This window comes from Pseudomonas savastanoi, assembly GCF_020917325.1.
GTDB classification, from domain to species: Bacteria; Pseudomonadota; Gammaproteobacteria; order Pseudomonadales; family Pseudomonadaceae; genus Aquipseudomonas; species Aquipseudomonas amygdali.
In genome coordinates this window covers 4,093,418-4,119,517 of the sequence record NZ_CP076652.1, presented here as the reverse complement: position 1 = coordinate 4,119,517, position 26,100 = coordinate 4,093,418, and the positions used below count along the sequence as shown (strand labels likewise).

Here is a 26,100-nt window from a genome sequence, read left to right as displayed (position 1 = left end):
CTGCGCAGAAAGGCTGTGGTTTTCTTTGCGTTAGTCGATACACAGGTAAGGGTTGTGGCCTTGTGCTACAGGTCGATGCCTACTGGTTTGCAGACTGTTGTCCCTGAATAAAGGCGTAAGGAGAAAAGTATGCTGATTCTGACTCGTCGGTGCGCGGAAAGCCTGATCATTGGTGACGGTGAGATTACCGTGACCGTGCTCGGAGTGAAGGGTAATCAGGTGCGTATTGGTGTCAATGCGCCCAAGGAAGTCGCTGTCCACCGTGAAGAGATTTACCTTCGCATCAAGAAAGAGAAGGACGAAGAACCAAGCCATTAATTTTTATTGAATTTTTGGTTTGCAAACGGGGAAAAGGGTGGTTATTATACGCCCCGTGTTGCGGAGAGCTGGCCGAGTGGCCGAAGGCGCTCCCCTGCTAAGGGAGTACACCTCAAAAGGGTGTCGGGGGTTCGAATCCCCCGTTCTCCGCCATTATTTATGTAGTGCGTAAGATTGGGCTTGATCGGTAAGTTGTTGAATTTACTAGAAAAAGTGCTTGACTAAACAATTTTACGACCTATAATGCGCGGCACCAACACATGCACTCGTAGCTCAGCTGGATAGAGTACTCGGCTACGAACCGAGCGGTCACAGGTTCGAATCCTGTCGAGTGCACCATTTAAAGTTGTTTGAAGTGTTGTAAGTAATTACAAGGTTTCCGATAACTGGCTCCAACCAGAGGTGATCTGGTCTAAAAACACCAATGCACTCGTAGCTCAGCTGGATAGAGTACTCGGCTACGAACCGAGCGGTCACAGGTTCGAATCCTGTCGAGTGCACCATACAACGAAAAGCCCACATCGAAAGATGTGGGCTTTTTGCTTTCTAGCGTTTTCCTTTAACGCATCCATTCTCGTCAAATGTCACATTATTGCTGCGACCCTTTTTCTGGTTGTACACGTAATGTGATTCGCCATTACGGTTGGTGACTTTGTCCGGGCGCCCCAGCAGGCTCTCAACATCACGCTGCGTCATGCCGGGAGGTGTGCGCTGGTTGATGATCGCTGCCCGACGCTGTTCGGCGCTCAGGCGGTTGCCGCAACCATCATCGCGTGTGCCGACCACCACCAGTTTCTGGCGCGTGGGTTTTCGGTGTGTTGGCGCTGAAAGGTTTGCGGGCGGAAGCAGGTCGATGTTGGTTCCCGGTGGTGCATTGAAGGCCCTCTGCATGCGGGTGCTGTGGCCTTCGGGGCAGCCGAGGGTGGTGAACATGATCTTTCCGGAAGCGTCCTCGCAGCGATGAACAGTGCTGGCGGTTGCAGGTGCAGGAGCGCAGAGTAGAGCGCTCCACAGGGATAGATGAACGGCTGTGCGCATGCTCAAGTCCTCCATGACAGGGTGTCGTGCAAGCCTAGCCGCAGCCTCTGTGGGCGGCGAGCGCGTTTTCTTGGCTGAATGTGACGTCGAAGCCGGGCTGGCTAACAGAGTTGTGCAGGTTTGCGCTGCAAACGGTTGTTATAAGCTGAATTTCTCGCATGCGCTTCTCTAAAAGCGGTGTATCATTGCGCCCGTCAGCTCCGCCGGGGCTTGTGGAACACCTCCATGGACTTACCCAGTCGTTACTCAATAATGTTTTTCAACAATCATGAATTAACTGATTGATCTCCCGGCGTGCTCCGCTGCTGGGAGTGGAGTTCGCCTATGACCGAAAGAGAAGTAAAAAAAACGCAGGAAAGCTTGCAGGATCGCCTGGCTCAGGTTGTCGATCTGCTGCAGCGCCAGCGTATTGTTGAAGACCTGACCCATCGTCAGGAAGGTCAGCATCAGGACCGTGTAGAAAACCTGGTTCACCGGCAGAACCTTGTCGAGTTGCAACGCAAGCTCGAAGACCTTCACTCTGCCGACGTCGCCTATATCCTCGAAGCCCTGCCTCTGGAAGATCGTCTGACCGTATGGCAGCTGGTCAAGGCCGAGCGCGACGGCGACATTCTTCTTGAAGTATCCGATTCCGTTCGTGAAACCCTGATCGCCGACATGGATGATCACGAGTTGCTCGCGGCGGCACGGGACATGGACGCCGACGAACTGGCCGACCTTGCTCCCGAGTTGCCCCGCGATGTCGTTCACGAGCTGATGGAGGCACTGGATTCACAACAGCGTGAGCGCGTCCGTTCGGCTTTGTCCTATGACGAGGATCAGGTCGGTGCGCTGATGGACTTCGAGATGGTGACGATCCGTGAGGACGTCAGCCTTGAAGTCGTGCTGCGCTACCTGCGCAGGTTGAAAGAGCTGCCGGGCCACACCGACAAACTGTTTGTGGTCGACTCCGAAGGCGTGCTCAAGGGCGTGCTGCCGATCAAGCGCCTGCTGGTCAATGACCCGGAGAAGCAGGTTGGCGAAGTCATGGCCAACGATCCGGTCAGCTTTCACCCGGAAGACGATGCCTACGATGCTGCTCAGGCCTTCGAGCGTTACGACCTGATCTCCACGCCGGTGGTGGACAAGAACGGCAAGCTGATCGGCCGTCTGACCATCGATGAAATGGTTGACCTGATTCGTGAGGAGAGCGAAAGCGAAGTCCTCAACATGGCGGGTCTGCGCGAAGAAGAAGATATCTTCGCGTCGGTATGGCGTTCCCTGCGCAACCGTTGGGCCTGGCTGGCAGTCAATCTGGTGACGGCCTTCCTGGCTTCGCGCGTGATCGGCCTGTTCGAAGGCTCCATCGAGAAGCTGGTGGCGCTCGCTGCGCTGATGCCTATCGTGGCCGGGATTGGTGGCAACTCCGGTAATCAGACCATCACCATGATCGTGCGCGCGATGGCGCTGGATCAGGTCAATACCGGTAATACGGCCCGCCTGTTGCGCAAGGAACTGGCTGTCGGCCTGATCAACGGTCTGCTCTGGGGCGGGGTGATCGGCGTGGTCGCCTACATGCTGTATGGCAGTTGGTCGCTAGGCGTGGTCATGACCGCAGCCATGACGCTCAACCTGCTGCTGGCGGCGCTGATGGGCGTTTCCATCCCTATGGCGCTGGCGCGCCTGGGGCGAGATCCTGCCATGGGGGCAAGCGTCATGATTACGGCGATGACCGACAGCGGCGGTTTCTTCATCTTCCTGGGGTTGGCGACGATCTTTCTGCTCTAAGCTCTGCCTCAAGACAAGCTCTTAAAATAAAAAAACCGCCATGATCAGGCGGTTTTTTTTATGCCCCGACGAGGTCTTCGGGTTGCCATGTACTGCCACTAAACCTACTACTAACGAAAAAGGCTACAACGAAAAAGGCCAGCTTTCGCTGGCCTTTGTCTGTTACACCAAGTCTCAGGACTCTTCGGAAGCGAGTTCCGTGTCATGAGCAATCAGCGAAACAAGTGCATTCTGTTGACGATGTGAAAGCTGACGAAAACGTTGCAGCAGCTCGCGTTCGTGCAAGGACAGCTCAGGACTGTCAAGACGCAGGCTTGGTTCATCACCAAGTGCGCCTTCCTGAATCAGGCTTTGTTCGAGGCGAGCAATGATTTCCGAGTTCATGCTGCGGTGATGATTCTTGGCTACCTCTTGCACGCGATTACGCATGCCGTCTGGTAGGCGAACGACGAACTTGTCAGCCGTGCGGCTGGAATAAGTAGCCTGTTTCATAGGGCTCATATATTTAACCGGTTAGTTCAGGGGAAGCGGTTCTAGCAAGTGGCCGCAAGATTGTCATCGTGAGACAGTCATTTTGGCCAAATGTTCAACCGGGGTTCCAAGGGGTCGACATCATGCCGTAATACGTCGAATCCTTGGCGTCAATTCTGTGACAAATATTGACTCAGGTGGCGGCTTTTGGCCAGCACCAATTATCAGAAATGCGAGCAAATTTGCAAAGTCCTCGCATTTGCCCCTGAATAACCGGGCACGTCACCGAGCTTCTTTTTGCCATCATGGCTATTTGACTCTGAGAGTAGGTCGGAATTCAGCGCAAACGAAGCTACCCGACCAAGGGTTACGAGGGCAGGGCGCAGGAAGGATTTTGGAGCTTATAAACGCAGTGCTCGGCGCGATGAGCGGGTCGAGCGAGAGGGTTGTGAGCTTTTGGGACTATGCCTTTTAGCTTAGCGAAGCACCGGGTCGAATTTGATACGACGGCCGAGAAACAGCGCTACTACAAAAAGGCTGGCAAACACGCCTGCAGCGATGTTGGCAGCGATGCTCAAAGTGTGCGCTTGAACAGGAAGCAACAGGTCAACGATCACAGCCATAATCGCCAGGACCAGAAATGACAACGCGGATTTTGACATGGCTACTCTCTCTATAAATGGCTGGTTCAAGCGTTCTCAGAAAATCCAGCGCTGCTCGGCGCGTGGCATCTGAAGTGAATCATCATCGTCATTGGCCAATACCGCTGCACTGGCAATGCGGTCAGTCATGATGGCCAACTGGGGCGCATGGCTGATCTGGTGATGCACAGGAGCAGGTGCGGTGACCTGCGTATCCTTGGCACCGGAATCGTGAAAATGAAATGCCACCAGAGCCACCAGAGCTGCCGCATTCAACACTGAGAGAGTCTTGTTCATTTTCCAGTACCTGTGCCCGACCGTTTGGGAGGAGATGTGTTCACTGATACTGATAATGCAGTCTGCATGCCAACCAGAAAATGATAAAAAGTCCTTTTAAATCAATAGTTTGTAAATTTAAAAAAAGTCGGGCGCAGTGCGTTTTGCAATGATGGCTTTTTGGGGTATTGCAAATTGCATGATCGGTTTATTCATTCGCGTTTCGGGGCGACATCGGCTACAGCTCTGAAGGGCAATGACGACATGACAAAAGCGGCACATGCCGCTAAGATGCACGCCGTCCTCGCTGGCACCGATCGGTGTGCTGGCACGCAGTGTCTCAGTAGCTCAATTGGATAGAGCATCCCCCTCCTAAGGGGAAGGTTGCAGGTTCGAACCCCGCCTGGGACACCACTATAATCAGATAGTTAGCTAGATTTTTCGATAGCTCCTCGATTGAATTTCCTCTCAAGTCCCCACTTTGGTCCCCACTTCTCATAGCGATTCGGTATTGAGTTATCAACTTGGAATTGGATTCTTTTGGCCGATTTCCAAAACTGATGCCTGGTCGTTCTCTCTACCCGTGAAATTGCATCACGATTGAAAAGTCACTGCGAATTGCAACTGATTCCCTGACGTCGGATTGCGGATGAGAATTCTCTTCCTAATGTTGCACTCGCTGCATTACTGGGCCAGTGGTTCGTGAAAGCAGGAATGAAGAATGACGCGCCAGCGCAAGCCCTTGGAATCCTGACGAAGGCAATCACACGGTTGGTGCAGACTGCAAAGCTCACGAGGAATACCGCCGTGAAATTCTGGGCTGTCTACAAAGCACTGGTCGAGTTTCACCATGGCAATTACATGGACGAATCGAAAGAGCACGAGGCGATTCGTTTCCTTGGCAGCGAGTGCGCCAAGCTGCAAGTGACAACCCCGGGGGATGGCGAGAGGGTCTACATGGGACTGAGACAGGCGCTTACGGATGGCACAAGCGACGATTCCGATTTCTCCTCGGGCTACTCGACTACGTTGCTTCATCTGAGAATGCAGTCTCGGCAGACCCGTAGATAAAGTCCAGCTAGTGCGTGCCGCCGCCGGGTTGGCGCAGCTCGCGGCTGCCTCGAAAATCACGTATCTGCGATAACAAATGGCAACAGTAAAAAGGGCGCTGTGAGCGTTTCGGAAATGTGTAGATTGGCGTTACAACTGCACGAGAATGTAGCCGTCCCGTAACGCTACCCCAAACTCGGCGCTATCACTACCGCACCTCGCAGACCTAGACTCACAAATAGTTACTACGACAGGGACGGCCACCCCGTTGTATTTTTTCCTAAGGATTGAAAATGCCAGAAATTGTTGATTGGGCGCACATTGCAGAGCAGTACACCGACACCCTGTTGTTGGGGAATGGTGCGAGCATGGCTCTGCATCCGGGCTTTGGTTGCGGTTCGCTAATTGAATGAGCTCAGCTTGCGTGACATACCTACCGCCAGATCTCGCCCACTCATGTAAATCTTTTCAAGCGGCGCGCGTTGAGCATAAGGCAGTTCATACAAATTTGAGAAATCTTCTTGATTTTTTAAATGAGACCAAGTGCTTATGTTGTTCTCGTGGAAAGCCCCAGCAAATGCTGAAAGTCTTTGCACCCAGGTTTCAACGGGGTGAAAATCTTTTCTTATGTCCATCTAAGTGTCTCCACGGTGGTGAACTACCTATGTTGCAGTGGGTGACCACCTAAGGTCATCCGTCGTAACGTTCATCTCGTCGATGAGTCACTCTCCAATGGGCGCTTCCAAAAACTATTAGCTCGTCCATATAGCTCCTCTTAAGCGGGTGCACCTATTTTTCGAAAGCCGATCTTACCGTCCCGCTCTGAATGGAGCATCGTACCGAGCCACGCTCAGCGCGTGAAAACCACAAGGCATATAGTAGGTCAAGGCTATAATTGTCCTACAACATACGTCGCTGCCTTATCTTCACAGCCGGCTAAGCAACCCGGCGGTCGGTTGGAAAGTCTGCACACATACAGTGCAATTAGCACTGCAAAGAAATACTCCGTATCCACAATGCTGCCTTAAAGACTCCAGTACATAGGACAATTAATTGGGAACGCGACATCTGATAAGGCATTCGCTTTAAAGCACCATATTGGTGAAGGCGAAATATCGCGCACCAAAATAGATCAATATACTTTTTTGAAGAAATATATTGACACAATAACCCCGGGCACCCTTTACTATTCCTGCAGTAATCAACGCTGCTCACAATCAAGGAGTGAACTATGAAACTTTCGAAAAAAGACGTTCGAATTGTGAAGCTGCAGGCAGCCGGTCTGGCTACGTATCAATTGTTTTAAGCTGTGAAAAAGCGAGAGGCTTTGCCTCTCGCTTTTTTGTGCTTGAATTTTGACATGGATCCATACCAGGAGGTGAGTGTGATCAAAGAGATTTTAGGCGAGATAGAATTCTCGGATTTCGCTAAAATATACTTGGGGAAAAAGTGTTTTCTTCAACGTGGCGTTAGCAAAATGGGCAAATATTTTAATCTGGATGATTTTGATCAATACTTACTTCAACACGAAGGCAGCTTACAGGACAAAGTTAGAGTCAACTATAAAGGTTCACCGATGTCAGTCCCGGCACACATAGGGATGCATGAAAGCCAGCGCAACTGGACTCTTGAAAAATTCCGGCAAGGAGCCACGCTTAAGCTCGAAGAACTAGAGACACGCAACCCTTACTTTATTAGTCTTTGTTCGCGAGTCAGGACTGTTTTTGGAGGGCATGTATATGCCAAACCATTTCTAACCGGCCCTGGCCATAAGGGGCTGAATGTTCACTTTGACACATCAGAAGTTTTTGTAATCCAATTGAAAGGGAAAAAGCTGTGGAAAATCTGGGAACGTCTTATTGAGGATCCAGTTCCTGTGATGCAAATACCATTATCTGAGGAAACTCTTAACCCTCCGCTGATGGAGATTGAACTTGCCGAAGGAGATATCTTATATATGCCCTCTGGCACTCCTCATTCCGCCGTGGCAGAAGATGAGACGTCTCTTCATGTCGGTATAGGGATTGATCCGCCCAAGATAGCTGATGTGCTGGCCGCCTATATAAAAATGCTGGCAGAAAAAAACGATACGCTGCGAACGAATATTTTCCCCCATTCGGCCTCTCAACTGCTGGAAAAAATCACGACACAAGCCATTAACGATCTCCATGAAACACCTTTCAGCGAAATGTTTGAGCGCTACACAACTGCGAGCAACGCGACTGCAGCAAACCTAAGTAAAAAAATGCTATCAACTACCACGAAAGCGCAATCAATCAACGGGCGCTCTAAAATTCAGATCCCCTATGGACACTCGCTCATGTCTAGAAGAGAGAACGGTACAATAAAGGTATTTCCCGGGGGAACACTTGCTACCGGCAACAGCTTGGTTCTAAACCCAACAGCCATAGAATTTCCGGACTACTGCGAGGAAGAAATAGAATATATTCGAAAATGTGCCGCTTCGGAAATTCAAATTTCAGACATACCAGGAATGCTAGACTTAGATTCGAAAGTAATCCTATGCTCCAGCTTAGTAGACGCAGGCGCGTTAGTCATTTCGTAATGGAATAATTCTAAGGAATGGAAATGTATTTGGAGCTTCTAGCTAAAACCCTAACTAATAGCATCTACGAAGATCGTCTACCCTCAGCGTCTGAGGTCGAGATCAATACACTAGAAGAAGTTCTTGCGGAGCTAAAATGTGAGAATGTGTCGTTTAATATATCGGCAAAAGAGCTAGCTCAGATCCTTCAGTACACGAAGAAGTCGAGAAACGTGCACACCTTCGTAAGCGAAAGAGCCTTGCGAAATATCGCTGACTGTATCGAGGCAGTCAAGGCATCAGGCGTACAAGGGGACGTTATCGACTGCGGCGTGCTACGCGGGGGTACTTCTATCTTTATGGCAGGTGTGTTGAAGCACCATGGTATGGATCGTAAGCTGTATGTCGCAGACTCATTCCAAGGTTTACCGGCACCGTCAGCCAAAGAATCTACATTTGCAAGAGAGTTCTGGTACAAATATGCAGATCGTCTGAGTGAATACAATTTGAGCTGTTTTGCGTCAAAGGCAGATGTAATCTCTAATTTCGAAAAGTACAATCTGATAAGCCATGGGGTTATTTTTCTTGAAGGTTGGTTCGCAGAGACTTTGAGTTCACTGCCGGTATCCACTCAATTCTCCCTAATCAGAATAGATGCCGATTGGTATCAATCAACTATGGATGCCTTAAGTCATGCCTATCCTTACTTGTCAACGGGCGGATATGTCATAGTTGATGACTATCTACTTGAAGGGTGCAAGCAGGCTGTTGATGAGTATCGAAGGGTTCACGACATCACCTCCCCCATTGAAATTGCTGATGAAAGAAATGGAGTAGTATTTTGGCAGAAGAAATAGAACTCCCAGCTAGTGCAAAGAAACAGTTATTGGTAGGCGACGCTCTATCTACCTTTGGTGGCTGGCTTGACATGATTGCTATACTGACCATCGCGGCGTATAGCTTTCATGTCACTCCTTATCAGATGGCGATCGTCAGTGTTTTTAATCTGCTGCCTGGCATAGTGCTAAGCAAGCTTATCGGAAAATTTACTGAAGCACACTCACCACTCCTCATAGCCCAAGCCAGCTTGATCCTCCGAGCCAGCGCCACTATTCTAATATTGTTTTCAGGCAATCTGATAGTTTTCTGTACTGTAATAGCTTGCCGCTCGGTTTTTGCGAGCTTCACTCTCCCGGCCATTAACAAACTGGCGGAACACAACGTTCCAAATACAGATAAAAACGCATATCTTTCTATGCTTTCGTTGGTAAATGGCATTTGTAAGATCCTGGCGCCAATTCTCGGTGGCTTATTGAGTGAGATCTGGTCAACCAGTCTTCCATTAATTTGCTCATGCATACTAACCTTATTGTCTCTGATATTTTTCAATCATCGCCTTTCAATTCATTCGCAGCTATCTATTCCAAGCGCATCTAGCTTGCAGGCTGAAGGTAAAAATATTTCTGGCGGTGAGCTTTTTTTTCTGTGCGTGGCAGTGTACTTCTCGTTCGTATTCATGACTAACAACCTCTTGCCGCTAACGCTCAAATTAATGGATTATTCTCCTGCGCTGCTAGGTATTTTGATCGGGGCCTCCGGCAGCGGAAACATTCTGGCTTCCATATATATTTCTAAAAGAGCAACAAGAGCTACTCGAATTCAGACCGGTGAAAGCATTAAACCCATGTTGAACTCAGGCATCTGCACGGCCGCATGTTTTCTCCTGATAGGACTGTTAATGGGTACTGGCAACGACAATGCTCAAATTCTAATTGTAACTTCATTCATGGCAATAGGCATTTTCAGCGCGGCATTTTCGATCTCCACAAACCGTTTTTTATTTTGGGCATTTGCTAACAGAATTGGAAGTGCGACGGCAAAACTACAAGCGGTACAAAATGCATCAATGCTGGCTGCGCCGCTGCTGGGAGCATTTATTATCGATCACACCTCTCCAGGCATATTGTTCATCAGCGCAGGTGCAATTGCGATCATCGCTTTTGTCTTTATATATGCCCACTCTTCAATTCAGTTGAGGCACTCAGACACAAAGCCGATTTAATACATAGCAATCCATTGCAATAATTAGTCGAGCCCACGAGGATGTTTCAGGTCGGCTGTACTGACCCAAGAACGCGAAGTCAGCTTCGAATCATCATAGTAAAACTTCTTGACTCTGATTAGCTTCTGCTATCCTACGGCAGCCTTCGGAATACTCCGAATTCAACTCTAAGTGAGCACTTTAGTCGATTGGCACAGCGCTGGTTATCTCTGTCGTCAAGCGAGGTATACCCATCGAGCCCTGTCCGCTGTCAGTGGTGCGGCCGCTTTGCACCCTGCCCTATGATGCGCGCTGACCTGGGCCGCGGGTAGCTCGAAATAGGGCCTCGCGGCGAAACAAAATCCTCCGCCAACCTTCAGGTTTGAAGCAGTGCGAAAGCATGCATGGTCGATTGTGGCGATTCGAAACCGCCACCGACAGGAAGATGAGGCTCTGGTTTACCGTTGCATTTCCGTTGAGCAGTTTCATGGCCGCACGCTTTGTTTTCCTCCAACGACGAAGCGTGCGGCAACCGCTCCTGCACATGGCGCAACTGCGTATAGGGCTCCTGCCTGTTGACCTTAGGGGTTCAGGCTCAGCCTACGCCGTCAACCGCAGTCAACTGAGCCTGCGATGGCAGCCAGGCACACTGAATTTCACGTAGTGCTAAGCTCGAAAAAAGCCGGGGATGCCGCTCACGCAGGATTGTTAGCAGATCGTTTTTCCTGCGTGTTCCAAAGTCCCGAACCGCATAAATCAGCCGATGCGAAGTGTAGTGGTCTAATGATTCCGGACACCCATTTAGGCGAAAATATCGCCAAATAGAGGTGTCAAATCAAGTCGAGATTTTTACACCTCAGCAACTCGAACTCCCCCTCCTGATGAATCAATCCAATCAAGCTGATTTGCACGACCGATCAAGTGGTTCACGTATCACAGCTCAATCACTATCTTGCCAACCTGCGCATTGGACTTCATGTACTGATGCGCTTCAACTATCTCGCTAAGCGGGAGGACTTATGAAACCACTGGCCGCTCTCAAGCCCCTGGGTGATGACGTCCTTGGCACGGTTCAGGCGTTCAGGATTCTGGCTGATTTCAAAGAGCTGGTAGCCACGAATGGTCAGATTCCTTGGACAGGAGCTCCATGACAGGAATACTCAGGTCTGCGGTCTCAAGCGCTCCATACTGGAAGAAAATGCCCAGATACGGCAGTGCGAAGGCCATGCGCGCGCCTTTGTCACCAGTCATACGGTTCACTTCAGCAAACAGATCCCCCTCCAGCGCTGCAATGACGTGCACAGCGCCGGTTTGCAGAAGTATGTGGCAGCCGCCTGAACCGAGGTGAGCCCAGTTAGTTGGCTGCGTCATCCGCTCTGCTCCAGCCCTGAAGTATCACGGGTTCTCTTCTGGCGCTTCTTTCCCGGAGCCCTCATTGATCAACACCATACTCTGCGGTGCAGACAGCGCTACACCCAATTCCCTTAGACGCCCCAGGACCGTAAACAACAGGTCACTCCGTGCGCCGCCCACCGAACGCGGGCTGTTCACGTAGCCACTGGCGCTGATGATCAAACCGGTATTGGTCAGGTCTTTGAAGGTGACTGAAGGTGCAGGCGTGTCGAGTATCGCTTCGTGCTCGGTAAAGGCCTGCAACAGCAGCTCGCGTATTTGCAGAACATCTGTTTCGAGGGGCAGGGTAAGCGTGATTCCGACCACCCCCAACGCATTGCCCATGGTGACGTTGCGCACGTTTTGCGTGATGAACTGCGAGTTCGGCACGATCACCGTCGAGCGGTCGCCCATCTGGATTTCGGTCGCACGTACGTTGATCCGGCGAATATCGCCTTCGACCCCTGCCAGGCTTACCCAGTCTCCCACTTTGACCGGACGTTCGGTCAGCAGAATCAGGCCCGAGATAAAGTTCTGCACAATGGCTTGCAGGCCGAAACCGATCCCCACCGATAGCGCACTGACCACCCAGGTTAAATTGGTCAGGCTGATCTTGAGCGTGGACATCACCACGGCCACCACCAGCACAAAGCCGATATAGCCGATCAAGGTCACCAGCGAGGCCTGCATGCCCGCATCCATGTTGGTCTCGGGCAGCAGGCGTTCTCCGAACCATTCCTTGAGTACACGCACGCCCAGCAGGCCGACAACCAGGCAAATCAGTGCCATCAGAATATCGCTGGGGACGATGTTCAGGTTGCCCAGGGATTTGGACGTGACGTCCATTTGAGTGAAACTTGCGAGCAGGTCGCCCGGGCTGGAACCCGAAGGCAGGAAAGCCAGCAGCAACGCGGTAAGCAACAGCAGGGTACGGCCTATGCCTGCCAGTACGGTGCTCGCCTGGGCTTGGTGACGGGCGGACAAGCCCAGCGCCGAACCCAACGCCATGCCGCCAGGTTGTTTGGGCGACAGAAGGGTCTCGCAGATGTCACCGAAGCAGGCGATTAATAGATACGCAGTGGACGCCACCACGCTCACCCAAAGCAGTTTCACCGCCAGAAAGTAAGCCAGCGTCAGGTAGCCGCTGAGCAACGCCAGCAAGCTCAGGCCGACCCATACCGCAACGATAAAGGGAAGCAGCCCGACGAAACCTGCTGGCCGCTCCAGCTCGAAGCGTCGGCGGGTTCGGCGGTAGCGCACCAAGGCGTAGAAAAACACCAGCGAAACCGCCAGCGCTGTCAGGCCATTGACCGCTACCGTCAGGGCCAGGCTGCTGGCTATGACACTGTTGATGCGCTCCTGCGTGCCGATGATCATGAGTGCCAGCGCCAAGGCTGGCGGGAAGCGGCCCAGTGCCGTGGCGATCTGGTCAGGGATTTGCGGCAGACGCCATGAGGCGTGTGCCCGCATCAACAACGCGCGGCCCAGACCGACGATGAAAGCGCAGAAAGTGATCAGCGTCTGCACCTGATCGAGCAGGTTGACCACGTCGTTGCTGAGCACCGCATTGCGCACGATCCCCCAGCGCAACAAGGAAGTGGCAACGGTAATGGTGAGAATGGTCGATAGCCCTACAGCCAGTGCCAGGGCGCTGCGGCGCAGGCGGCCTTCGGGTAGCCAGCGAATCATCGACCAGATCAGCAAGCGCTCCAGCAGGCGGCGAACAACGACCCACACGAACAGCGCGGCGACTACGATGCTGATGAATTGCACACGGTTTTCCGGTGCCAGCGTGCTGCTGAGCACTTGGCGGACATCCACCAGAAGTCTGTTCAAGCGTCCCAAGTCGTCATCGGTAGGACGAATCAGCGTGGACCAGAACGCCGAGCTGAGCGGGCTCGCTGTCCGCGTGCTGATCTGCGAATCGAAAAGGCTGCGGCGCAGATTGAATATCTGCGTAGCCAGGTCCCGGGCTGACTGGCTTAGCGTGTTGGTTTGGCGCTCATCATTGACCAGCGCGTTTTTCTGAGCGGTCAATGTCTTGCGCTGACTGGTCAGACTTTGCGCCTCGTCCGGTTGCGCCGGCCCGAGAATGTTGAGCTGATCATTCAGGTGTTCGATGTCGACAGCTTGGCGGGCAGTCAGATTGTCGGCTTGTTTCTGGACCTGCAAAGCGGCCTGCCGCAGGCTTGAAAGCAGGTCATCGTTGGCGCTGCCCGTCACTTTTTGACGGATCTGATCCAGTTGTTCGCTCAAGTCATCCAGGCTCGGTGCATCCACTGCCGGGGATGCGCTACTGGCGCTATCGATTTGAGGTGCCGGGCTATTCTGGGCCAGCGCTGGCAAGGTCACGCACAGCAAAAGCAAGGCGAGCAGCCCAGTATGAAAACGGTTCAGCGAAGCGTGCTGCATTATTTTCCCTTCTTTGCACTAAGCGGCCTGGCAAGACCTGTGTATTTCAGGCACGGGCCTTGTCTGTCTTGAGCTGCACTCACGCGTCACTAGAGCGCAGTCAAATAGAATACCAAGGACTTCACGTTTGAGCGCTGAAAACGGGGGGCAACCAGCCAATATTGACTGTCACTTTCCAGGCAAGGCTGACCTGGGCGTGGCTGTTGTCAGGCGGTTTTTCCGCTGTGGCGGGCGCTCAGCTCATTGCAAGAAGCCGGTCGGACATTGCCCTTTTTGATACATTGATCGACACCTGTCGTGCCTGCGTGCCGCTACCGGCTTAAGCAGATGCTGATCGGCGTCGATCAGACAAAGGCGGGATCAGGACTGATCTGTTGCTGAAGCCGCTGAACGCCTAAGCATGCGCGCAGGCACTGTGGAGCGCCAGACCTCGAATATCACCAGACGGCAAGTGGTGCACTAATGTTTCTAAGCCTTGAAGTTCGCAGCTACAAGACGCAAAGCCCTCAGCACTGTCACGACCATGCTCAGTTGGTACTGCCGATTCGTGGCCGAATGGAGATTGACGTGGACGGTCGCGGTGGCTTTATCGATCAGTCATTGGCAGCGCTGGTAAAGCCAGGTTCGCTGCACTCGCAAGAGACTCACGTCGACAGCCGTTTTCTGGTGCTGGACTGCGCACCGACGACGCTGGAAACATTGCAGATGGGGCGTCTGGCCGAGAAAATATATGTGCCTGTTTCGCCCGCGACCCGTCGGCTTATCGAATTCGCCGAGCTGATCGGTAACCAGCAACTGGCCATTAATGCCTCACAGCTGGGACCTCTGCTTCTGTCGTCCCTTGGCTCGGACACCTGCCGTTTTTCGTCCCCGATAGAGCAGTTGATAGCCCGTCTGCGAGCAAATCCTGGCGCACACTGGAGCAACCAGGCCATGGCCCAAGTCGCAAACATGAGCATGAGCCAGCTGCACCAGCGATTCCGGCAATTATTCGCGATGAGTCCTCAAGCGTGGTTGACTGAACTACGCATACAGGAGGCCCAACGATGGTTGCGTGGCACCTCGCTGCCGATAGCCGAGATTGCCTTGCGTGCAGGTTTTTCCGATCAGGCATCGCTGACGCGCACTATGCAGCGTTTGAGCGCCACGACCCCGGCGGTTTATCGTAAAGCGCAAAAACAGTCCGGGTAAAAAAAACCGCAGTTACCGACAATATCCTCCAGACCCGACGCTCCAGACTTCATGCTTTAGGCGTTGGAGCGCTGGTGAAATGTTTGCTGATCGATCATTGCTCAAGGGCATTATTTATGGCGTTTGCGCCGGCCTGTGCTGGGGCGTGATCTTCCTGGGCCCGCAGCTGACTCCGGGTTTGAGCGGTTTGCAGTTCGCGGTCATAAGATTTCTCTGTTACGGCGCGATTTCTGCAGCCCTGCTGATGCTGCGTTGGCGGCGTGTTTGCGCCAGTCTCACCCTGTCCGACTGGAAGTCACTCTTCTGGCTTAGCCTGATCGGCAACCTCATCTACTACTCCCTGGTGGGCACAGGCGTGCAGTTGGTCGGTATCGCCACAACGTCGTTGATTGTCGGACTTATTCCGGTGCTCGTAACCCTGGCGGGTCGTCATGACGCAAATGCCGTTTCTCTGCGCAAGCTCTTCCCTTCACTGTGCTGCGCGGTGGGGGGCGTTGTGCTTATCAGTTGGCACGCGCTGATCAATGATCAAAGGCCCGATACAGCGGCAAATATTGTCGGGATTTTATGCGCGACAGGTGCGTTGCTGACGTGGAGCTGGTTTGCGGTGAGCAATGCCCGCCGGCTGGTGCAGGTCGCCAACGTCTCCGCGCATGACTGGGCGATGCTTATGGGCGTCATGACAGGCGCTCAATCACTGCTTTTGGCAGCGCCCGTGCTGGGTTCTCAAGCGGGTATCTATGGTATTTCCGAATGGCTGCATTTTCTCGTGGTGGCCGGTGGCGTTGCCCTTTTGTCTTCGGTTGTCGGTGGTGCCTGCTGGAATCAGGCGAGCCGACTTCTACCCTTGGCACTCAGCGGGCAAGTGCTCGTGATTGAAACGCTGGCGGCGCTCGTTTTCGGTTTCTTATGGGAGCGCCGACTACCCGACGGCTACGAGCTGGCTGCCATTGCCTTGCTGGTCTGCGGTGTGGTCTGGTGTCTGAACTGTCATCGTGTGCCACTGCATTCCCCGACTATCCAGCCCAAGCACCGCCCCTGAAGTGACCGGCTCGCGTGCGTTTCAGGCCGGTAAACGAAGCTCCTTGCGCAGGCTCTTGTCAAACATCCCGGCAGGCGCAAAGCGACGCAGCATGCTGATTTGTCGGGCTGTCTTGCCGGCAGTGTAGCGACGCTTGGGGCGGGTATCGCTCGCCGCTTTAAGCACTACAGCCGCCACGACTTCCGGCAAATCGGCTTTCGGCATTACATCGGCGAGCAATGCCTTGAATTCTGCGCGGGCCTGATCGTATTCCTTCAATAGCCGTTCCGGCTCAATGCCGTTTTGATCAAAGACGGTTCGTACAAATGCCGGCTCGATGACCGAGACGCGAATATTGAAGGCGCGCACTTCGTGATCCAGAGATTCCGAATAACCTTCCAGCGCATGTTTGACCGCCGAATAATGAGAAGAGTAGGGCGCGGGTATCAGGCCCAGAATCGATCCGATATTGATAATGCGCCCCTGGCCACTTTCGCGCATCGACGGCAATACCGCATTGGTCATGCGGATGACGCCGAACAGATTGACATCAAACAACGCCTGCACCTGGGGTATCGAGAATTCCTCGGAGCCGCCTATCAGGCCAATACCTGCATTGTTGACCAGCAGGTCGATCCGCCCGGTCTGCGCAAGTACGCTGGAAACGAGCGCGCTGACCGAGTCATCGTTAGTTACGTCGCAAGTACGCATGGACACCTGCGTTGCACTTTCGCCAATCTTGCGGCTCGTGCCAAACACGTTATAGCCCGAGCGCACCAGCGCCTCGGCCGTTGCGCGACCTATACCGGATGATGCACCGGTGACAATGGCAGTTTTTCCGGAAGAAGTGCTCATGTGATGCTCCAGTGTTCAAAAGGCTGGGGGCCGACAAGTTGCTTATTTGGGGAATTTAAAACGCGGGTCACCGACACTTACCTGATCTTCACCACTACTTTGCCTTTGGCACGCCCCCGGGCCAGGTACTCAAGTCCTTCTTTGGCCTGCTCCAGTGCAAAGACCCTGTCAATGACGGGTTTGATTTGTCCGCTTTCAAGTAACACGGCAATCTTCTCGAGTTGAGCCCCCTGCGGGCGTACGAACAGAAACGAGTAGGCCACGTGGTGTTTTCTCGCACGGCGCCTGATTGAGTGGCTCATCAGCCCGAAGAGGAAAGTGAAGAAGACATTCATCCGGCGAGCCTTGGCGAACGCTTTATCCAGTGGCCCGACGAGGGAGATGATCAAACCTCCTGGCTTGAGGATGCCGACGGCTTTTTTAATCGTGTCTCCTCGCGTTGTACCCAGCACCAGGTCGTAGTCGCGCAATACTTGCTCAAACGCCTGCTTTTTATAGTCCACCACTTCATCTGCACCCAGGCTGCGCACCAGCTCTACATTGCCGGTACTGGTGGTCGTGGCAACGTTGGCCCCCAGGTGTTTTGCCAGTTGAATAGCGAAGGTGCCGATACCTCCAGCCCCGGCCGGTATGAATACCTTCTGGCCGGGTTGAAGATTGGCGTGTTCCTTCAAGGCTTGCCAGGATGTAAGCCCGACCATTGGAATAGAGGCCGCTTGTACGAAATCCAGATTCGTCGGTTTAAGTGCAGCAGCGCGCTCAGGAACGGCTGCAAATTCGGCGATGCTACCTTTGCCGAGGTCAAAGATACTGGCGAAAATGGCGTCACCCGCCTTGAAGCGGGTGACAGCTTTGCCTACTGCTATGACCACGCCGGAAAGATCACTGCCCATAATGGCGGGTAGTTCGTGTTTGAGGACGGCCTTGAACGTGCCTGTGGTAATCATGTTGTCGATCGGGTTCAACCCGGCCGCGTGAACTTCCACCAACAGTTCATCAGGCTTGATGGTTGGCAGAGGCACATGCGTTATCGCAATTTCAGGCGACTTGCCATAGTTTTCGAAGGTAAGTGCTTTCATGACGCTAGATTTCCAGGGTCGTCTGACAGTGATGGGTTGTTTTTAAAAAAACGATGTGCAGTTGAAGTTCGAACGCTTTATGCAAGGAACTCCAGAGCCGTTGAGACGAAGTCGGCGTGGTACTGAAAGACGCAACCGTGGCCCGCGTCTTGATAAACCACCAGTTGCGCCTGCGGGAGACGTTGGCTCATATCGCGACTCAACTCGCTTGCGACCATGACGTCGCTGTCCCCGACGACGATAAGTACAGGCATCCGCAGGCGTGCAAGATCCTGCGCTGGCTGTTTTCCCCAGGCTTTTATTGCTTTGAGTTGGCGAAGCAGCAAGCGAGGCGTCGGCGGCTTGTCGCGGTCGACGGTGCGTTCCTTCACCCTGCTCAAATAGCCTCTGCCGGCGCGTCGGCCATTGAGTGTGGAGGTGAAAAACATATAGACCTTGGGGTCTCGCAGCGTCAGCAAGCCTTTGAGAATAAGCGGCCAGGCCAGCGCACCTATGCGCTCTATACCGTCTCCGCCTGCCGGCCCAGTGCCTGCCAGAATAACCTTGCGTACCAGATCGGGTGCCTTCAATGCCAGGTCCTGGGCCACGAAACCGCCCATTGAAAAGCCAATCAGATCCACTTGCCTGTAGCCCATTGCCCGCACCAGCTCGAGGGTGTCCCGAGCCATCTCGCCTATCGTCAGCGGCGCGGTGCCGGTGGATAAACCAGCCCCGCGATAGTCGATGGCGATAACGTGATGTCGGGTGGCAAGACCGTCAACAATGCGCGGGTCGAAATCGTCCAGTACCGCGCCCCAATAGTTGAGCAACAAGAGCGGCACGCCACCACGCAAACCTGACTCGCGATAGGCGAAGGCAATGCCTGCGACTGTTGCGATTTTATTAGGCGCCTGGACAAACGACTGCGTCGAATGAGTCTGCAGATTTGAGCTAGGCATGATGCATACCCTGGTTTCAGGCTTTGGTCAGATAGCGCTCTGCGGCGTTCGCTTGCCGAATGTCCGACAGCAACCCTTGCCGCGCGCCATCAAGCGCGTCCCAACGACCCGCAACGTGCAGTGGCGGAATGGTCACCAGTTCGCGACGGTCGAAGCCCACCAGCGCTGCATCGACCAGTTCTTCGACGTCCATCACCTCGGGGAGGGTGTTGAGGTCGATACCGGCGCGCTCCCAGATTTCGGTGCGGGTAGCAGCAGGCAGGACCGCCTGGACGTACACACCCTTGGCTGCCAGTTCCAGGTTCAAGCCTTGAGACAGGAACAGCACATAGGCCTTGGTAGCACCGTAAACGGTCATGCCGAACTCTGGCGCCAAGCCCACCACCGACCCGAGGTTGACGATTGAACCGGTACCGGACTGTGCGAAGCGGGGGGCTACTGCGGCAGCGAGTCGTGTCAGTGCAACAATGTTCAGGGCGACGAGTTTTTCAATGGCCTCAGCGCTCTGCTCAATGAACCCGCCGGACTGAGCTATACCTGCGTTATTGATGAGGACGCCGATGCTGGCATCGTCGCGCAGGCGAGTTTCAAGCGCTGTGAGGTCGGCAGAGTTGGTCAGGTCGGCCTGAAGCACTTCGACAGCTACGTTGTTTTCTTCACTCAGCCGTGCTGCCAGAGCATCGAGGCGTGGCTTGTCACGTGCGACAAGCACCAGGTTGTGGCCGCGACGGGCAAATCGCTCGGCATAAATGGCACCGATACCGCTGGAAGCGCCAGTGATGAGAACAGTGAGGAGAGTAGTCATTGGTGATGTCCTGACAAGTAATGCAATGAGGGCAGCCAGGCGTTTGCGCCTGCGATTGTCGGTCACCCGGCAGGGCATTCGACGCTGACGCTGAAGGGCCCTGCCAATTGATCCTTGGCGTTATGATTACGATCTAAATCTAAGATGTCAACGTATAGATGTTGAGCGACATCAAAATGCGGCGAGGTCGTGCGCACCCTGTATTCAGAGGCGAGGAGGAAGGAGAATCGTGCGCGCGGTTGCTTTCGCCGTTCTGGAGATGCGGCGCAGATGGCGTTTCAGAGGGCGTTTCAGAGGGCTAAGTGGACGTGGAGGCACGGCCGCATTTGCGGAGCGCGGAGCGCTATGGTGTAAGCAAAAAAGACGCCATCGGTTTGAGTATCGATTCGGCCGAGACCACAGAGAGTTCATCCGGCTTTCTGTCGATCGCCAACGAGGCATACCCATGCGCAGTGCTCCAGGCGAGGAAGGTGCGTTGCTCAAGCACTGTCGGGTCTGGTTCGGCACCATTTTTTGCGACCCACGCCGTACGTATCGACTGACGAAGCAGTTGCAGCGTGGCTTCGCCCGAAGTGAGCAACCTGGGTAATGTGCGGTTGACCCCGCCCATTCCGAACATCAACCGGAAGTGCTGTGGGTAGTTTTTAGCGAAATTGACATAGCCTATCCCGCAGCCCAGTACACAGTCGTCAAGGTCCCGCTGCGCGGCGTGGATAGCGTCGACCATCCGTTCATAACCATCGGCCACCACCTCTGCCATCAGGTTTTCCAGAGAGCCGAAATGGTGTGCAGGTGCGGCGTGTGAAACGTTCGCCCGTCTTGCGCATTCACGCAGTGAGAGTCCTCGTATGCCTGCTTCCCCCACGATGTCCCAGGCCGCCTGCCGCAAGACGGTCGGCAAGTTGCCGTGGTGGTAAGTACGCGGGGTATCTGAGGTCGGCATGCGAAGCTCCCTGTCATGAAATAAAAGTTATACCGCCATCGTACAGCCTATCTTGTCACTGACAAGATAGGCTGCTCTAATTGCGTCAGGTCTTATGGCTGGCGCGGAGAATACCGATGAGCAAACTTACCAACAGGCTTCGATTATTGACGCTGCGTGGCACCTTCATGCTTGCCAGCCGTGTTCTACCGGGCCCCACCGGAAGATACCTTGCCCGACGTTTCGTGACACCCCACGCCGCCGGACGTGCCAAAGCTGCCGCTGCGCTCAGCGCATCGGCGGATGTGCAAACGGGCACTCTGGAACTGAACGGGATCAAGATCTGCACCTACGTGTGGGGAGATCCTTCCAGTCAACCTTATGTGTTGTTCTCCCATGGATGGTCGAGCTACGCGATGCGTTTTGTCGGCTGGGTGCCGTTGTTACGATCGATGGGCTATGCGGTGGTTGGTTTTGATCAGCCTGCTCATGGATTGAGCGCTGGCGATATCAGCCACATGACGCAGTTCGTGAAAGTGCTTCGGCACGTCGGCCGCCATTTTGGAAAACCAGCGGCCGTGATTGGCCATTCGATGGGGGCCTCGTCAACCGTATTTGCTCAGGATGAGCAATGGCGTCCCGAGCGCTTTGTGTTGATTGCACCGTATCTAGTGCCAGCCCAGAGCGTATTTCAACAGTTTGATAGCGTCGGTGTTGCACACAAGGTATTCGTTCCCTTTGAGGCAGACATACATGCTCTGACGGGCGAGCGTTTCGCGGACTACGACGCTTCTCTGCGACTACATCTGCTCGACCGCCCGGCGCTTATTGTTCACGACCGCCACGATCGTGAAGTCCCTTGGGAAAACGGTGCCCGGTTCGCAAAACTATGGCCCGGAGCGCGTTTCTTCACCACGGAAGGGCTGGGTCATAACCGACTGATTGATCATCCCTCCGTTACTGCTGAAGTGATGGAGTTTCTGAAGCCGGGTAGTCACTTGCCAACGCCGATTGAACCCTGACCTGGCTGGAGAGGCGGGCCATGGTTGCGCAAGCGGGAGGTCACTGTGAGTAATCATCATTTTTCCGATGAGTTGGCCGTGCTGGAAATCGTTAACAACGCCCATTTTTTCCGCCCTGGAAAGATGACGTCTGGTCAGCTTTACCTGAATTTGATTCGTCTCCAGCCAGCGGTTCCGGCAATAGGGGAGTTCATGGAGATGATTGATCATCTCGTGAAAGAAGGCCTTTTGATTTCAGGTGCCGTATTGCCCTGCGACGCTTCGTTTCCCTATGTGCAGCATATTATTTTCGGTCTTACCGACGTGGGCGAGGCTGCATTGCAAGCAACGAGGTTTCAGCTAGAAAGCGTCAACAGCTGAGCGCCTGCACTCAGCCCGAAGCCCCCCGCACACATGTTCCTGAAATCTGTAGTGCAAACGTTCCGCGCGCAATGCTTGCAGATTGTCGACCTTCAAAACTACATTAGCGGGGTTGAGGGCATTGCGACATCAGTCGATAAAAACAGGAAGCCCAGACTTCCGCGCCCTTGAGAGTGACAACTTCTTTCCCTCTGTTTTTGCACGACGATCGTGCGATGGCTGCCGCCTACGGTAACTCATTGAAGCAGAAAGAAAATGATCGAACCCGAACGAATTGTGACCCTGTCCCGTGAAGTGGAATCGCTGGCGACTCGTGGTGTCAGCGATATACAACTGATTACCCGCCAGACTCGATTGCTGGCAATAAACGCGCTGATCGAAGCGGCGCATGCAGGGAAAGCCGGTCGGGGTTTTGCAGTGGTGGCCGAGGAGGTGAAGAATATCTCCGAGCAGATATCAAAAATTGCCAGCGGTCTGACTCAAGACCTGCAAGCATCGGTCAATGAACTGACCGAACTTGGTAAGGGCATGTGTTTTGATGTACGAGGTCAGCGGCTGGCAGACCTCGCGCTGAACCTGATCGAAATCATTGATCGCAATTTGTACGAGCGCACGTGCGATGTTCGCTGGTGGGCGACCGATGCATCGCTGGTTGATGTACTGATGACCCCAACTGCGCAGAATCGCGCTCACTCCAGTGAGCGCCTCGGCGTCATTCTGGACAGTTATACGGTGTACCTGGACATCTGGGTTGCCGATACAACCGGCTGCGTGATTGCGTCCGGTCGGCCCGATACCTTCGGCAAGGTTATCGGCGCGAATGTAAATGATGCGACCTGGTTCAAGCAGGCGGTGCGGCACTCATCGGGCGATCAATACTTTGCCGGTGAAGTCGCTGTAGAGCCCTTGCTCAACGGCTCACAAACCTGTGCGTTCAGTGCAGCCGTGCGCAGTAACGCTGGCAAACACTCGCCTGTGATCGGCGTCATCGGGATTTTCTTTGACTGGAAGAATCAGTCGGACTCGGTGATCAATGGCGTGCGTCTGAGTGATGAAGAGCGCACCCGTACCCGAGTGATGATGGTCGATGCCAGCCACAGGATAATTGCCAGTTCCGACACCCAAAGCCCGTTGGGCCACAGTATCGATTTGCAGACCAGAGCGGGACAGGCCACCGGCTACAGCACACTGCCCAACAACAGCATTCAAGGCTATTCAATGACCCCGGGCTTTGAGACTTATCCCGGTATGGGGTGGCTGGGGGTGATTGAACAGCAGTTGCCTTAAGGGCCAGCAGGTTAGTCTGTTGAGGTGCTGTTGCGCTTTGACAGACGGCTCATGGCCGCGATAGGCGGCTGGGTGGCAATAAGCGTGGATGCCCCAGGGCACTTAAATGACCAGACAACGGACTGTCCATGCGGTCACAGCTTGAGGGCTGCTGGGTCATTCAACTCAAGATACCACTGCGCATAGGGTGTGTTTTCCACCTTGCACCGATTGAAATCCCTGGCCCCGTCAGTCCACCAGACGTCGCCGCGCTCGCCAAGCGCAACCTTGGCCTGGTGAACCCCGGCCCGGGCGGCTTTCAGTGCATCTGTATCCGTGCACGCCTTGGCTGCCTTGACCTTGCGCCGGGCAGCCATCAACTCATCCACGCGTCGCTGACGAACCTCTTCGCTCAGGGGCGGATTGGAACATCGCCAGAGCTGTCCCTTGACCACAAAATACCGGCCATCGGGTGTCGTAGGGTGCACGCTATCAATAGCCGCGAGCGGCAGCATCCGCGCCGATCAGGCCCGTCACTCGCCCGGCGAGCGTATCCAGCCCGAACGGCTTGGTCAGCACTTGTGTGCACGGCCGCAGGTGGCAGTCGTCCAGCACTGAAGTCTTGGCGTAGCCGGTGATGAACAGTGTCGGCAGACCCGGCCGGCAGTCACCCGCAGCGTCGGCCATTTCCCGGCCGTTCATGCCGCCCGGCAAACCGATGTCACTGATGAGCAGGTCGATGCGGGTATCTGACTGCAGGATCTGCAAGCCCGACTGGGCGTCGCCTGCTTCCAGGCAGTTGTAGCCCAGGCCGGTGATCACTTCGGCGACAAGCATTCTGACCGAGGGCTCGTCATCAACGATCAGAACGGTCTCGCCGGTGTGGTGCGCTGGCTCTTCGGTTATTTCGGGCTCGGCAGCGCGTGGAGCGTTTTCAGCAATATGGCGTGGCAGGTGCATGACCACGCTGGTGCCCTGGCCTTCAACCGACTCGACCCGTATCTGACCGCCGGACTGGCGCACAAAACCGTAGACCATCGACAGGCCCAGGCCGGTCCCGGCACCAATAGGTTTGGTGGTGAAGAACGGTTCAAACGCCTTGGCGACGGTGTCCGGGCTCATACCCATGCCAGTGTCTGTGACGCGGATGCTCAGGTGCTCGCCGGCAGGAATGCCATGGTCCGGGTCGGTGCATTCTTCAATGGACGCATTGGCTGTTTCGATGATGATGCGCCCGCCATTGGGCATTGCGTCACGGGCGTTCAGGCACAGGTTCAATAACGAACTTTCCAGCTGGGCATGATCGATCAGCGCAGGCCACAAGTCATCGTGGGCAACGACTTTTATATCTATTTCCGGGCCGACTGTGCGTGCAATAAGCTCTTCCATGTCCTGAATCAACACGTTGACGTTGGTGACTCTCGGGGACAGGTTCTGGCGTCGTGAAAACGCCAGCAGTCGGTGAGTCAGCGAAGCCGCACGCCGTACCGCGCCCTGAGCGACCGACACATACCGGTCTACATCGCCGACACGGCCTTGGGCCAGTCGTTTGGTGATCAGCTCAAGACTGCCGGAAATGCCAGCCAGCAGGTTGTTGAAGTCATGTGCGATGCCGCCTGTCAGTTGCCCGACGGCCTCCATCTTCTGTGAGTGGCGCAGGGCATCCTCAATCTGCTCACGTTCGAAAACGGCTTGTTCGATGCGTTGTTCCAGTGTCTGGTTGAGCTCCTTGACGGCTTCTTCGGCTGTTTTTCTTGCCGTTACATCAATGGAGGAGCCGATCAGGCCGATGACTTCGCCGCTGCCATTGAGCAGGGGGGCTTTGGTGGACAGCCATACCGCTGCTGAGCCATCAGCCAGATTGACCCGTTCTTCGATCTGTTCGGCGGCGTTGCTCTGCATGATCCGGTGGTCGGTTTCCATCAGGATCCGCGCCTGCTCCTTGTCATCCAGAAAATCCATGTCGGTCTTGCCGATGAAGAAGTCTGGCGGCTTGCCGATCAATTCAGCGGTGCCTCGGTTGGCAACCAGCATTCGGCCTTCCAGGTCCTTGGCGTAGACAACGCCTGGCACGGCTGCCGTGAATATCTTGAGCAACTCGTTCAGCCGGTCGCGCTCGGCTTCAGCGCCACGCCTGCTGTCGATATCAAGCACTACGCCTGGGCTGCGAACGGGCTTGCCGTGACTGTCGCGTTCAATTTTTCCGCTGGCTTCAACCCAGCGATAAATGCCGTCCTGGTGTCGAACCCGGTATTCGCATCGGTAGGTATCGCCGCCGAGCAGTGCCTCTTCGATAGCCTTGTCGACCCTGAGCGAGTCGTCGGGGTGAATGGACGCGGTCACCAGCTCAAGCGGCAGCCCTTTGGCACACAGCTTGGGGCACAGGCCGAATGTCCTGGCAAACCGCTCATCGCCCGTCAGTCGATCAGCAACGACGTCCCACACCCAGGTGCCCACCACTGCGCCTGAATCCAGGGCGAGTTGCAGCCGCTCGGCGGCTTCCTGCGCCGATGGACGGAGTGGCTGGGGGGCGAATGGCATGCCGCCGGAAACATCATTGCTCATTACTATCGACCCACTTGAACGCCTGGTTCACAAAGACTCAGTCATAGGGCAGCGCAGCAGCCTGAAAGTTGTACAAATTTTATTCTATTTTGTGCCTCAGGCCTTACAGGCGATCAGTGACACCT

General features: G+C 54.4%; 26 protein-coding genes, 4 tRNA genes and 1 pseudogene. 16 read left to right on the top strand and 15 right to left on the bottom strand.

Going from position 1 to position 26,100, the window contains the following annotated elements; genetic code table 11:
- Positions 1-129: 129 nt before the first annotated feature.
- The 4 genes from csrA (at position 130) to KP808_RS17380 (ending at position 821) form a co-directional block, all read left to right on the top strand.
- Positions 130-318 carry a carbon storage regulator CsrA gene (gene csrA, locus KP808_RS17395; protein WP_002554426.1) on the top strand — a complete coding sequence of 63 codons (189 nt, stop codon included), beginning with the start codon at positions 130-132 and terminating at the stop codon, positions 316-318.
- Between the two features lie 62 nt (positions 319-380).
- Positions 381-471: transfer RNA gene (locus KP808_RS17390), tRNA-Ser, on the top strand.
- Positions 472-580: 109 nt separating this feature from the next.
- A tRNA-Arg gene (locus KP808_RS17385) sits at positions 581-657 on the top strand.
- An 87-nt stretch (positions 658-744) separates the two neighbouring features.
- Positions 745-821: transfer RNA gene (locus tag KP808_RS17380), tRNA-Arg, on the top strand.
- Between the two features lie 43 nt (positions 822-864).
- Here KP808_RS17380 and bamE read toward each other — a convergent pair.
- Positions 865-1,356: an outer membrane protein assembly factor BamE domain-containing protein gene (gene bamE, locus KP808_RS17375; protein WP_058399958.1), complete on the bottom strand. Its 492-nt coding sequence runs from the start codon at positions 1,354-1,356 to the stop codon at positions 865-867.
- 324 nt (positions 1,357-1,680) lie between these two features.
- Between bamE and mgtE the strand changes: the two genes are divergently transcribed.
- The gene (gene mgtE, locus KP808_RS17370) at positions 1,681-3,123 is read left to right on the top strand and encodes a magnesium transporter (protein ID WP_002554424.1); all 1,443 of its coding nucleotides are present in this window, start codon (positions 1,681-1,683) and stop codon (positions 3,121-3,123) included.
- A gap of 174 nt (positions 3,124-3,297) precedes the next feature.
- On the opposite strand, the gene KP808_RS17365 is transcribed toward mgtE, so the two are convergent.
- From KP808_RS17365 to KP808_RS17355, 3 genes are all read right to left on the bottom strand, one after another.
- Positions 3,298-3,624 (bottom strand): Arc family DNA-binding protein, encoded by a 327-nt coding sequence (locus KP808_RS17365; protein WP_002554423.1) that lies wholly within the window; start codon positions 3,622-3,624, stop codon positions 3,298-3,300.
- A 446-nt stretch (positions 3,625-4,070) separates the two neighbouring features.
- Positions 4,071-4,256, bottom strand: a complete 186-nt coding sequence (locus tag KP808_RS17360) for a PA3371 family protein (RefSeq protein ID WP_002554422.1) — start codon at positions 4,254-4,256, stop codon at positions 4,071-4,073.
- Between the two features lie 36 nt (positions 4,257-4,292).
- Positions 4,293-4,532, bottom strand: a complete 240-nt coding sequence (locus KP808_RS17355; RefSeq protein ID WP_219169728.1) for a hypothetical protein — start codon at positions 4,530-4,532, stop codon at positions 4,293-4,295.
- Between the two features lie 316 nt (positions 4,533-4,848).
- On the opposite strand from KP808_RS17355, the gene KP808_RS17350 reads away from it, so the two are divergent.
- Both KP808_RS17350 and KP808_RS17345 read left to right on the top strand, forming a co-directional pair.
- Positions 4,849-4,925, top strand: a tRNA-Arg gene (locus KP808_RS17350).
- Positions 4,926-5,854: 929 nt separating this feature from the next.
- Positions 5,855-5,974 carry a DUF4917 family protein gene (locus tag KP808_RS17345; RefSeq protein ID WP_230016568.1) on the top strand — a complete coding sequence of 40 codons (120 nt, stop codon included), beginning with the start codon at positions 5,855-5,857 and terminating at the stop codon, positions 5,972-5,974.
- On the opposite strand, the gene KP808_RS17340 is transcribed toward KP808_RS17345, so the two are convergent.
- The gene (locus KP808_RS17340) at positions 5,963-6,196 is read right to left on the bottom strand and encodes a hypothetical protein (RefSeq protein WP_147466509.1); all 234 of its coding nucleotides are present in this window, start codon (positions 6,194-6,196) and stop codon (positions 5,963-5,965) included. The genes KP808_RS17345 and KP808_RS17340 overlap by 12 nt on opposite strands.
- A gap of 749 nt (positions 6,197-6,945) precedes the next feature.
- Between KP808_RS17340 and KP808_RS17335 the strand changes: the two genes are divergently transcribed.
- From KP808_RS17335 to KP808_RS17325, 3 genes are read left to right on the top strand one after another with little or no spacing between them, the layout of a single operon-like run.
- Positions 6,946-8,127: a cupin domain-containing protein gene (locus KP808_RS17335; protein WP_230016567.1), complete on the top strand. Its 1,182-nt coding sequence runs from the start codon at positions 6,946-6,948 to the stop codon at positions 8,125-8,127.
- A 23-nt stretch (positions 8,128-8,150) separates the two neighbouring features.
- A complete protein-coding gene (locus tag KP808_RS17330; RefSeq protein ID WP_122258012.1) occupies positions 8,151-8,963 on the top strand; it encodes a TylF/MycF/NovP-related O-methyltransferase in 813 nt (270 codons plus the stop codon).
- Positions 8,948-10,168, top strand: coding sequence for an MFS transporter (locus KP808_RS17325; protein WP_122258013.1), 1,221 nt, complete (start codon positions 8,948-8,950; stop codon positions 10,166-10,168). The genes KP808_RS17330 and KP808_RS17325 overlap by 16 nt, the downstream gene beginning before the upstream one ends.
- A 912-nt stretch (positions 10,169-11,080) precedes the next feature.
- Here KP808_RS17325 and KP808_RS25975 read toward each other — a convergent pair.
- The 3 genes from KP808_RS25975 to KP808_RS17315 form a co-directional block, all read right to left on the bottom strand.
- Complete coding sequence (locus KP808_RS25975; protein ID WP_227447959.1) at positions 11,081-11,146, bottom strand: hypothetical protein; 66 nt, start codon at positions 11,144-11,146, stop codon at positions 11,081-11,083.
- A gap of 99 nt (positions 11,147-11,245) precedes the next feature.
- On the bottom strand, positions 11,246-11,518 hold the full coding sequence (locus KP808_RS17320; protein ID WP_147466510.1) for an alcohol dehydrogenase: 273 nt from the start codon (positions 11,516-11,518) through the stop codon (positions 11,246-11,248).
- A 24-nt stretch (positions 11,519-11,542) separates the two neighbouring features.
- Positions 11,543-13,951, bottom strand: coding sequence for a DUF3772 domain-containing protein (locus KP808_RS17315; RefSeq protein ID WP_230016566.1), 2,409 nt, complete (start codon positions 13,949-13,951; stop codon positions 11,543-11,545).
- Between the two features lie 215 nt (positions 13,952-14,166).
- On the opposite strand from KP808_RS17315, the pseudogene KP808_RS17310 reads away from it, so the two are divergent.
- The 3 genes and pseudogenes from KP808_RS17310 to KP808_RS17300 all read left to right on the top strand — a co-directional run.
- Positions 14,167-14,274 (top strand): annotated as a pseudogene (locus KP808_RS17310) (TetR/AcrR family transcriptional regulator); the annotation flags it as partial.
- A 139-nt stretch (positions 14,275-14,413) separates the two neighbouring features.
- A complete protein-coding gene (locus tag KP808_RS17305) occupies positions 14,414-15,142 on the top strand; it encodes a helix-turn-helix domain-containing protein (protein WP_230016565.1) in 729 nt (242 codons plus the stop codon).
- 79 nt (positions 15,143-15,221) lie between these two features.
- A complete protein-coding gene (locus KP808_RS17300) occupies positions 15,222-16,184 on the top strand; it encodes a DMT family transporter (protein ID WP_230016564.1) in 963 nt (320 codons plus the stop codon).
- 21 nt (positions 16,185-16,205) lie between these two features.
- On the opposite strand, the gene KP808_RS17295 is transcribed toward KP808_RS17300, so the two are convergent.
- The 5 genes from KP808_RS17295 to KP808_RS17275 all read right to left on the bottom strand — a co-directional run bounded on the left by KP808_RS17295 (position 16,206) and on the right by KP808_RS17275 (position 20,783).
- Positions 16,206-17,018 carry an oxidoreductase gene (locus KP808_RS17295; protein ID WP_230016563.1) on the bottom strand — a complete coding sequence of 271 codons (813 nt, stop codon included), beginning with the start codon at positions 17,016-17,018 and terminating at the stop codon, positions 16,206-16,208.
- Between the two features lie 77 nt (positions 17,019-17,095).
- On the bottom strand, positions 17,096-18,097 hold the full coding sequence (locus KP808_RS17290) for an NADP-dependent oxidoreductase (RefSeq protein ID WP_230016562.1): 1,002 nt from the start codon (positions 18,095-18,097) through the stop codon (positions 17,096-17,098).
- A 77-nt stretch (positions 18,098-18,174) separates the two neighbouring features.
- Entirely contained in the window at positions 18,175-19,035 is an 861-nt protein-coding gene (locus KP808_RS17285) for an alpha/beta fold hydrolase (RefSeq protein ID WP_230016561.1), read from the bottom strand.
- Between the two features lie 16 nt (positions 19,036-19,051).
- Positions 19,052-19,840 carry an SDR family NAD(P)-dependent oxidoreductase gene (locus KP808_RS17280; RefSeq protein ID WP_230016560.1) on the bottom strand — a complete coding sequence of 263 codons (789 nt, stop codon included), beginning with the start codon at positions 19,838-19,840 and terminating at the stop codon, positions 19,052-19,054.
- A 343-nt stretch (positions 19,841-20,183) separates the two neighbouring features.
- The gene (locus tag KP808_RS17275; protein ID WP_230016559.1) at positions 20,184-20,783 is read right to left on the bottom strand and encodes a TetR/AcrR family transcriptional regulator; all 600 of its coding nucleotides are present in this window, start codon (positions 20,781-20,783) and stop codon (positions 20,184-20,186) included.
- A 116-nt stretch (positions 20,784-20,899) separates the two neighbouring features.
- Here KP808_RS17275 and KP808_RS17270 point away from each other — a divergent pair, with 116 nt between their 5' ends.
- The 3 genes from KP808_RS17270 to KP808_RS25970 all read left to right on the top strand — a co-directional run bounded on the left by KP808_RS17270 (position 20,900) and on the right by KP808_RS25970 (position 23,431).
- Complete coding sequence (locus KP808_RS17270; protein ID WP_230016558.1) at positions 20,900-21,784, top strand: alpha/beta fold hydrolase; 885 nt, start codon at positions 20,900-20,902, stop codon at positions 21,782-21,784.
- 45 nt (positions 21,785-21,829) lie between these two features.
- Positions 21,830-22,144, top strand: coding sequence for a hypothetical protein (locus KP808_RS17265; RefSeq protein WP_058399997.1), 315 nt, complete (start codon positions 21,830-21,832; stop codon positions 22,142-22,144).
- Between the two features lie 255 nt (positions 22,145-22,399).
- Positions 22,400-23,431: a methyl-accepting chemotaxis protein gene (locus tag KP808_RS25970; protein WP_058399972.1), complete on the top strand. Its 1,032-nt coding sequence runs from the start codon at positions 22,400-22,402 to the stop codon at positions 23,429-23,431.
- A gap of 134 nt (positions 23,432-23,565) precedes the next feature.
- Here the strand turns inward: KP808_RS25970 and KP808_RS17255 are convergent, their stop codons facing one another.
- The gene (locus KP808_RS17255) at positions 23,566-23,898 is read right to left on the bottom strand and encodes a hypothetical protein (RefSeq protein ID WP_230018910.1); all 333 of its coding nucleotides are present in this window, start codon (positions 23,896-23,898) and stop codon (positions 23,566-23,568) included.
- Positions 23,899-23,902: 4 nt separating this feature from the next.
- Positions 23,903-25,975 carry a hybrid sensor histidine kinase/response regulator gene (locus KP808_RS17250; protein ID WP_230016557.1) on the bottom strand — a complete coding sequence of 691 codons (2,073 nt, stop codon included), beginning with the start codon at positions 25,973-25,975 and terminating at the stop codon, positions 23,903-23,905.
- Positions 25,976-26,100 lie beyond the last annotated feature (125 nt).

Excerpts from the sequence above, each read along its gene's own strand:
- csrA (WP_002554426.1), top strand. The coding sequence starts at position 130 with ATGCTGATTCTGACTCGTCGGTGCGCGGAAAGCCTGATCATTGGTGAC.
- bamE (WP_058399958.1), bottom strand. The coding sequence starts at position 1,356 with ATGCGCACAGCCGTTCATCTATCCCTGTGGAGCGCTCTACTCTGCGCT.
- mgtE (WP_002554424.1), top strand. The coding sequence starts at position 1,681 with ATGACCGAAAGAGAAGTAAAAAAAACGCAGGAAAGCTTGCAGGATCGC.
- KP808_RS17365 (WP_002554423.1), bottom strand. The coding sequence starts at position 3,624 with ATGAGCCCTATGAAACAGGCTACTTATTCCAGCCGCACGGCTGACAAG.
- KP808_RS17360 (WP_002554422.1), bottom strand. The coding sequence starts at position 4,256 with ATGTCAAAATCCGCGTTGTCATTTCTGGTCCTGGCGATTATGGCTGTG.
- KP808_RS17355 (WP_219169728.1), bottom strand. The coding sequence starts at position 4,532 with ATGAACAAGACTCTCTCAGTGTTGAATGCGGCAGCTCTGGTGGCTCTG.
- KP808_RS17345 (WP_230016568.1), top strand. The coding sequence starts at position 5,855 with ATGCCAGAAATTGTTGATTGGGCGCACATTGCAGAGCAGTACACCGAC.
- KP808_RS17340 (WP_147466509.1), bottom strand. The coding sequence starts at position 6,196 with ATGGACATAAGAAAAGATTTTCACCCCGTTGAAACCTGGGTGCAAAGA.
- KP808_RS17330 (WP_122258012.1), top strand. The coding sequence starts at position 8,151 with ATGTATTTGGAGCTTCTAGCTAAAACCCTAACTAATAGCATCTACGAA.
- KP808_RS17320 (WP_147466510.1), bottom strand. The coding sequence starts at position 11,518 with ATGACGCAGCCAACTAACTGGGCTCACCTCGGTTCAGGCGGCTGCCAC.
- KP808_RS17315 (WP_230016566.1), bottom strand. The coding sequence starts at position 13,951 with ATGCAGCACGCTTCGCTGAACCGTTTTCATACTGGGCTGCTCGCCTTG.
- KP808_RS17305 (WP_230016565.1), top strand. The coding sequence starts at position 14,414 with ATGTTTCTAAGCCTTGAAGTTCGCAGCTACAAGACGCAAAGCCCTCAG.
- KP808_RS17300 (WP_230016564.1), top strand. The coding sequence starts at position 15,222 with ATGTTTGCTGATCGATCATTGCTCAAGGGCATTATTTATGGCGTTTGC.
- KP808_RS17295 (WP_230016563.1), bottom strand. The coding sequence starts at position 17,018 with ATGAGCACTTCTTCCGGAAAAACTGCCATTGTCACCGGTGCATCATCC.
- KP808_RS17290 (WP_230016562.1), bottom strand. The coding sequence starts at position 18,097 with ATGAAAGCACTTACCTTCGAAAACTATGGCAAGTCGCCTGAAATTGCG.
- KP808_RS17285 (WP_230016561.1), bottom strand. The coding sequence starts at position 19,035 with ATGCCTAGCTCAAATCTGCAGACTCATTCGACGCAGTCGTTTGTCCAG.
- KP808_RS17280 (WP_230016560.1), bottom strand. The coding sequence starts at position 19,840 with ATGACTACTCTCCTCACTGTTCTCATCACTGGCGCTTCCAGCGGTATC.
- KP808_RS17275 (WP_230016559.1), bottom strand. The coding sequence starts at position 20,783 with ATGCCGACCTCAGATACCCCGCGTACTTACCACCACGGCAACTTGCCG.
- KP808_RS17270 (WP_230016558.1), top strand. The coding sequence starts at position 20,900 with ATGAGCAAACTTACCAACAGGCTTCGATTATTGACGCTGCGTGGCACC.
- KP808_RS25970 (WP_058399972.1), top strand. The coding sequence starts at position 22,400 with ATGATCGAACCCGAACGAATTGTGACCCTGTCCCGTGAAGTGGAATCG.
- KP808_RS17250 (WP_230016557.1), bottom strand. The coding sequence starts at position 25,975 with ATGAGCAATGATGTTTCCGGCGGCATGCCATTCGCCCCCCAGCCACTC.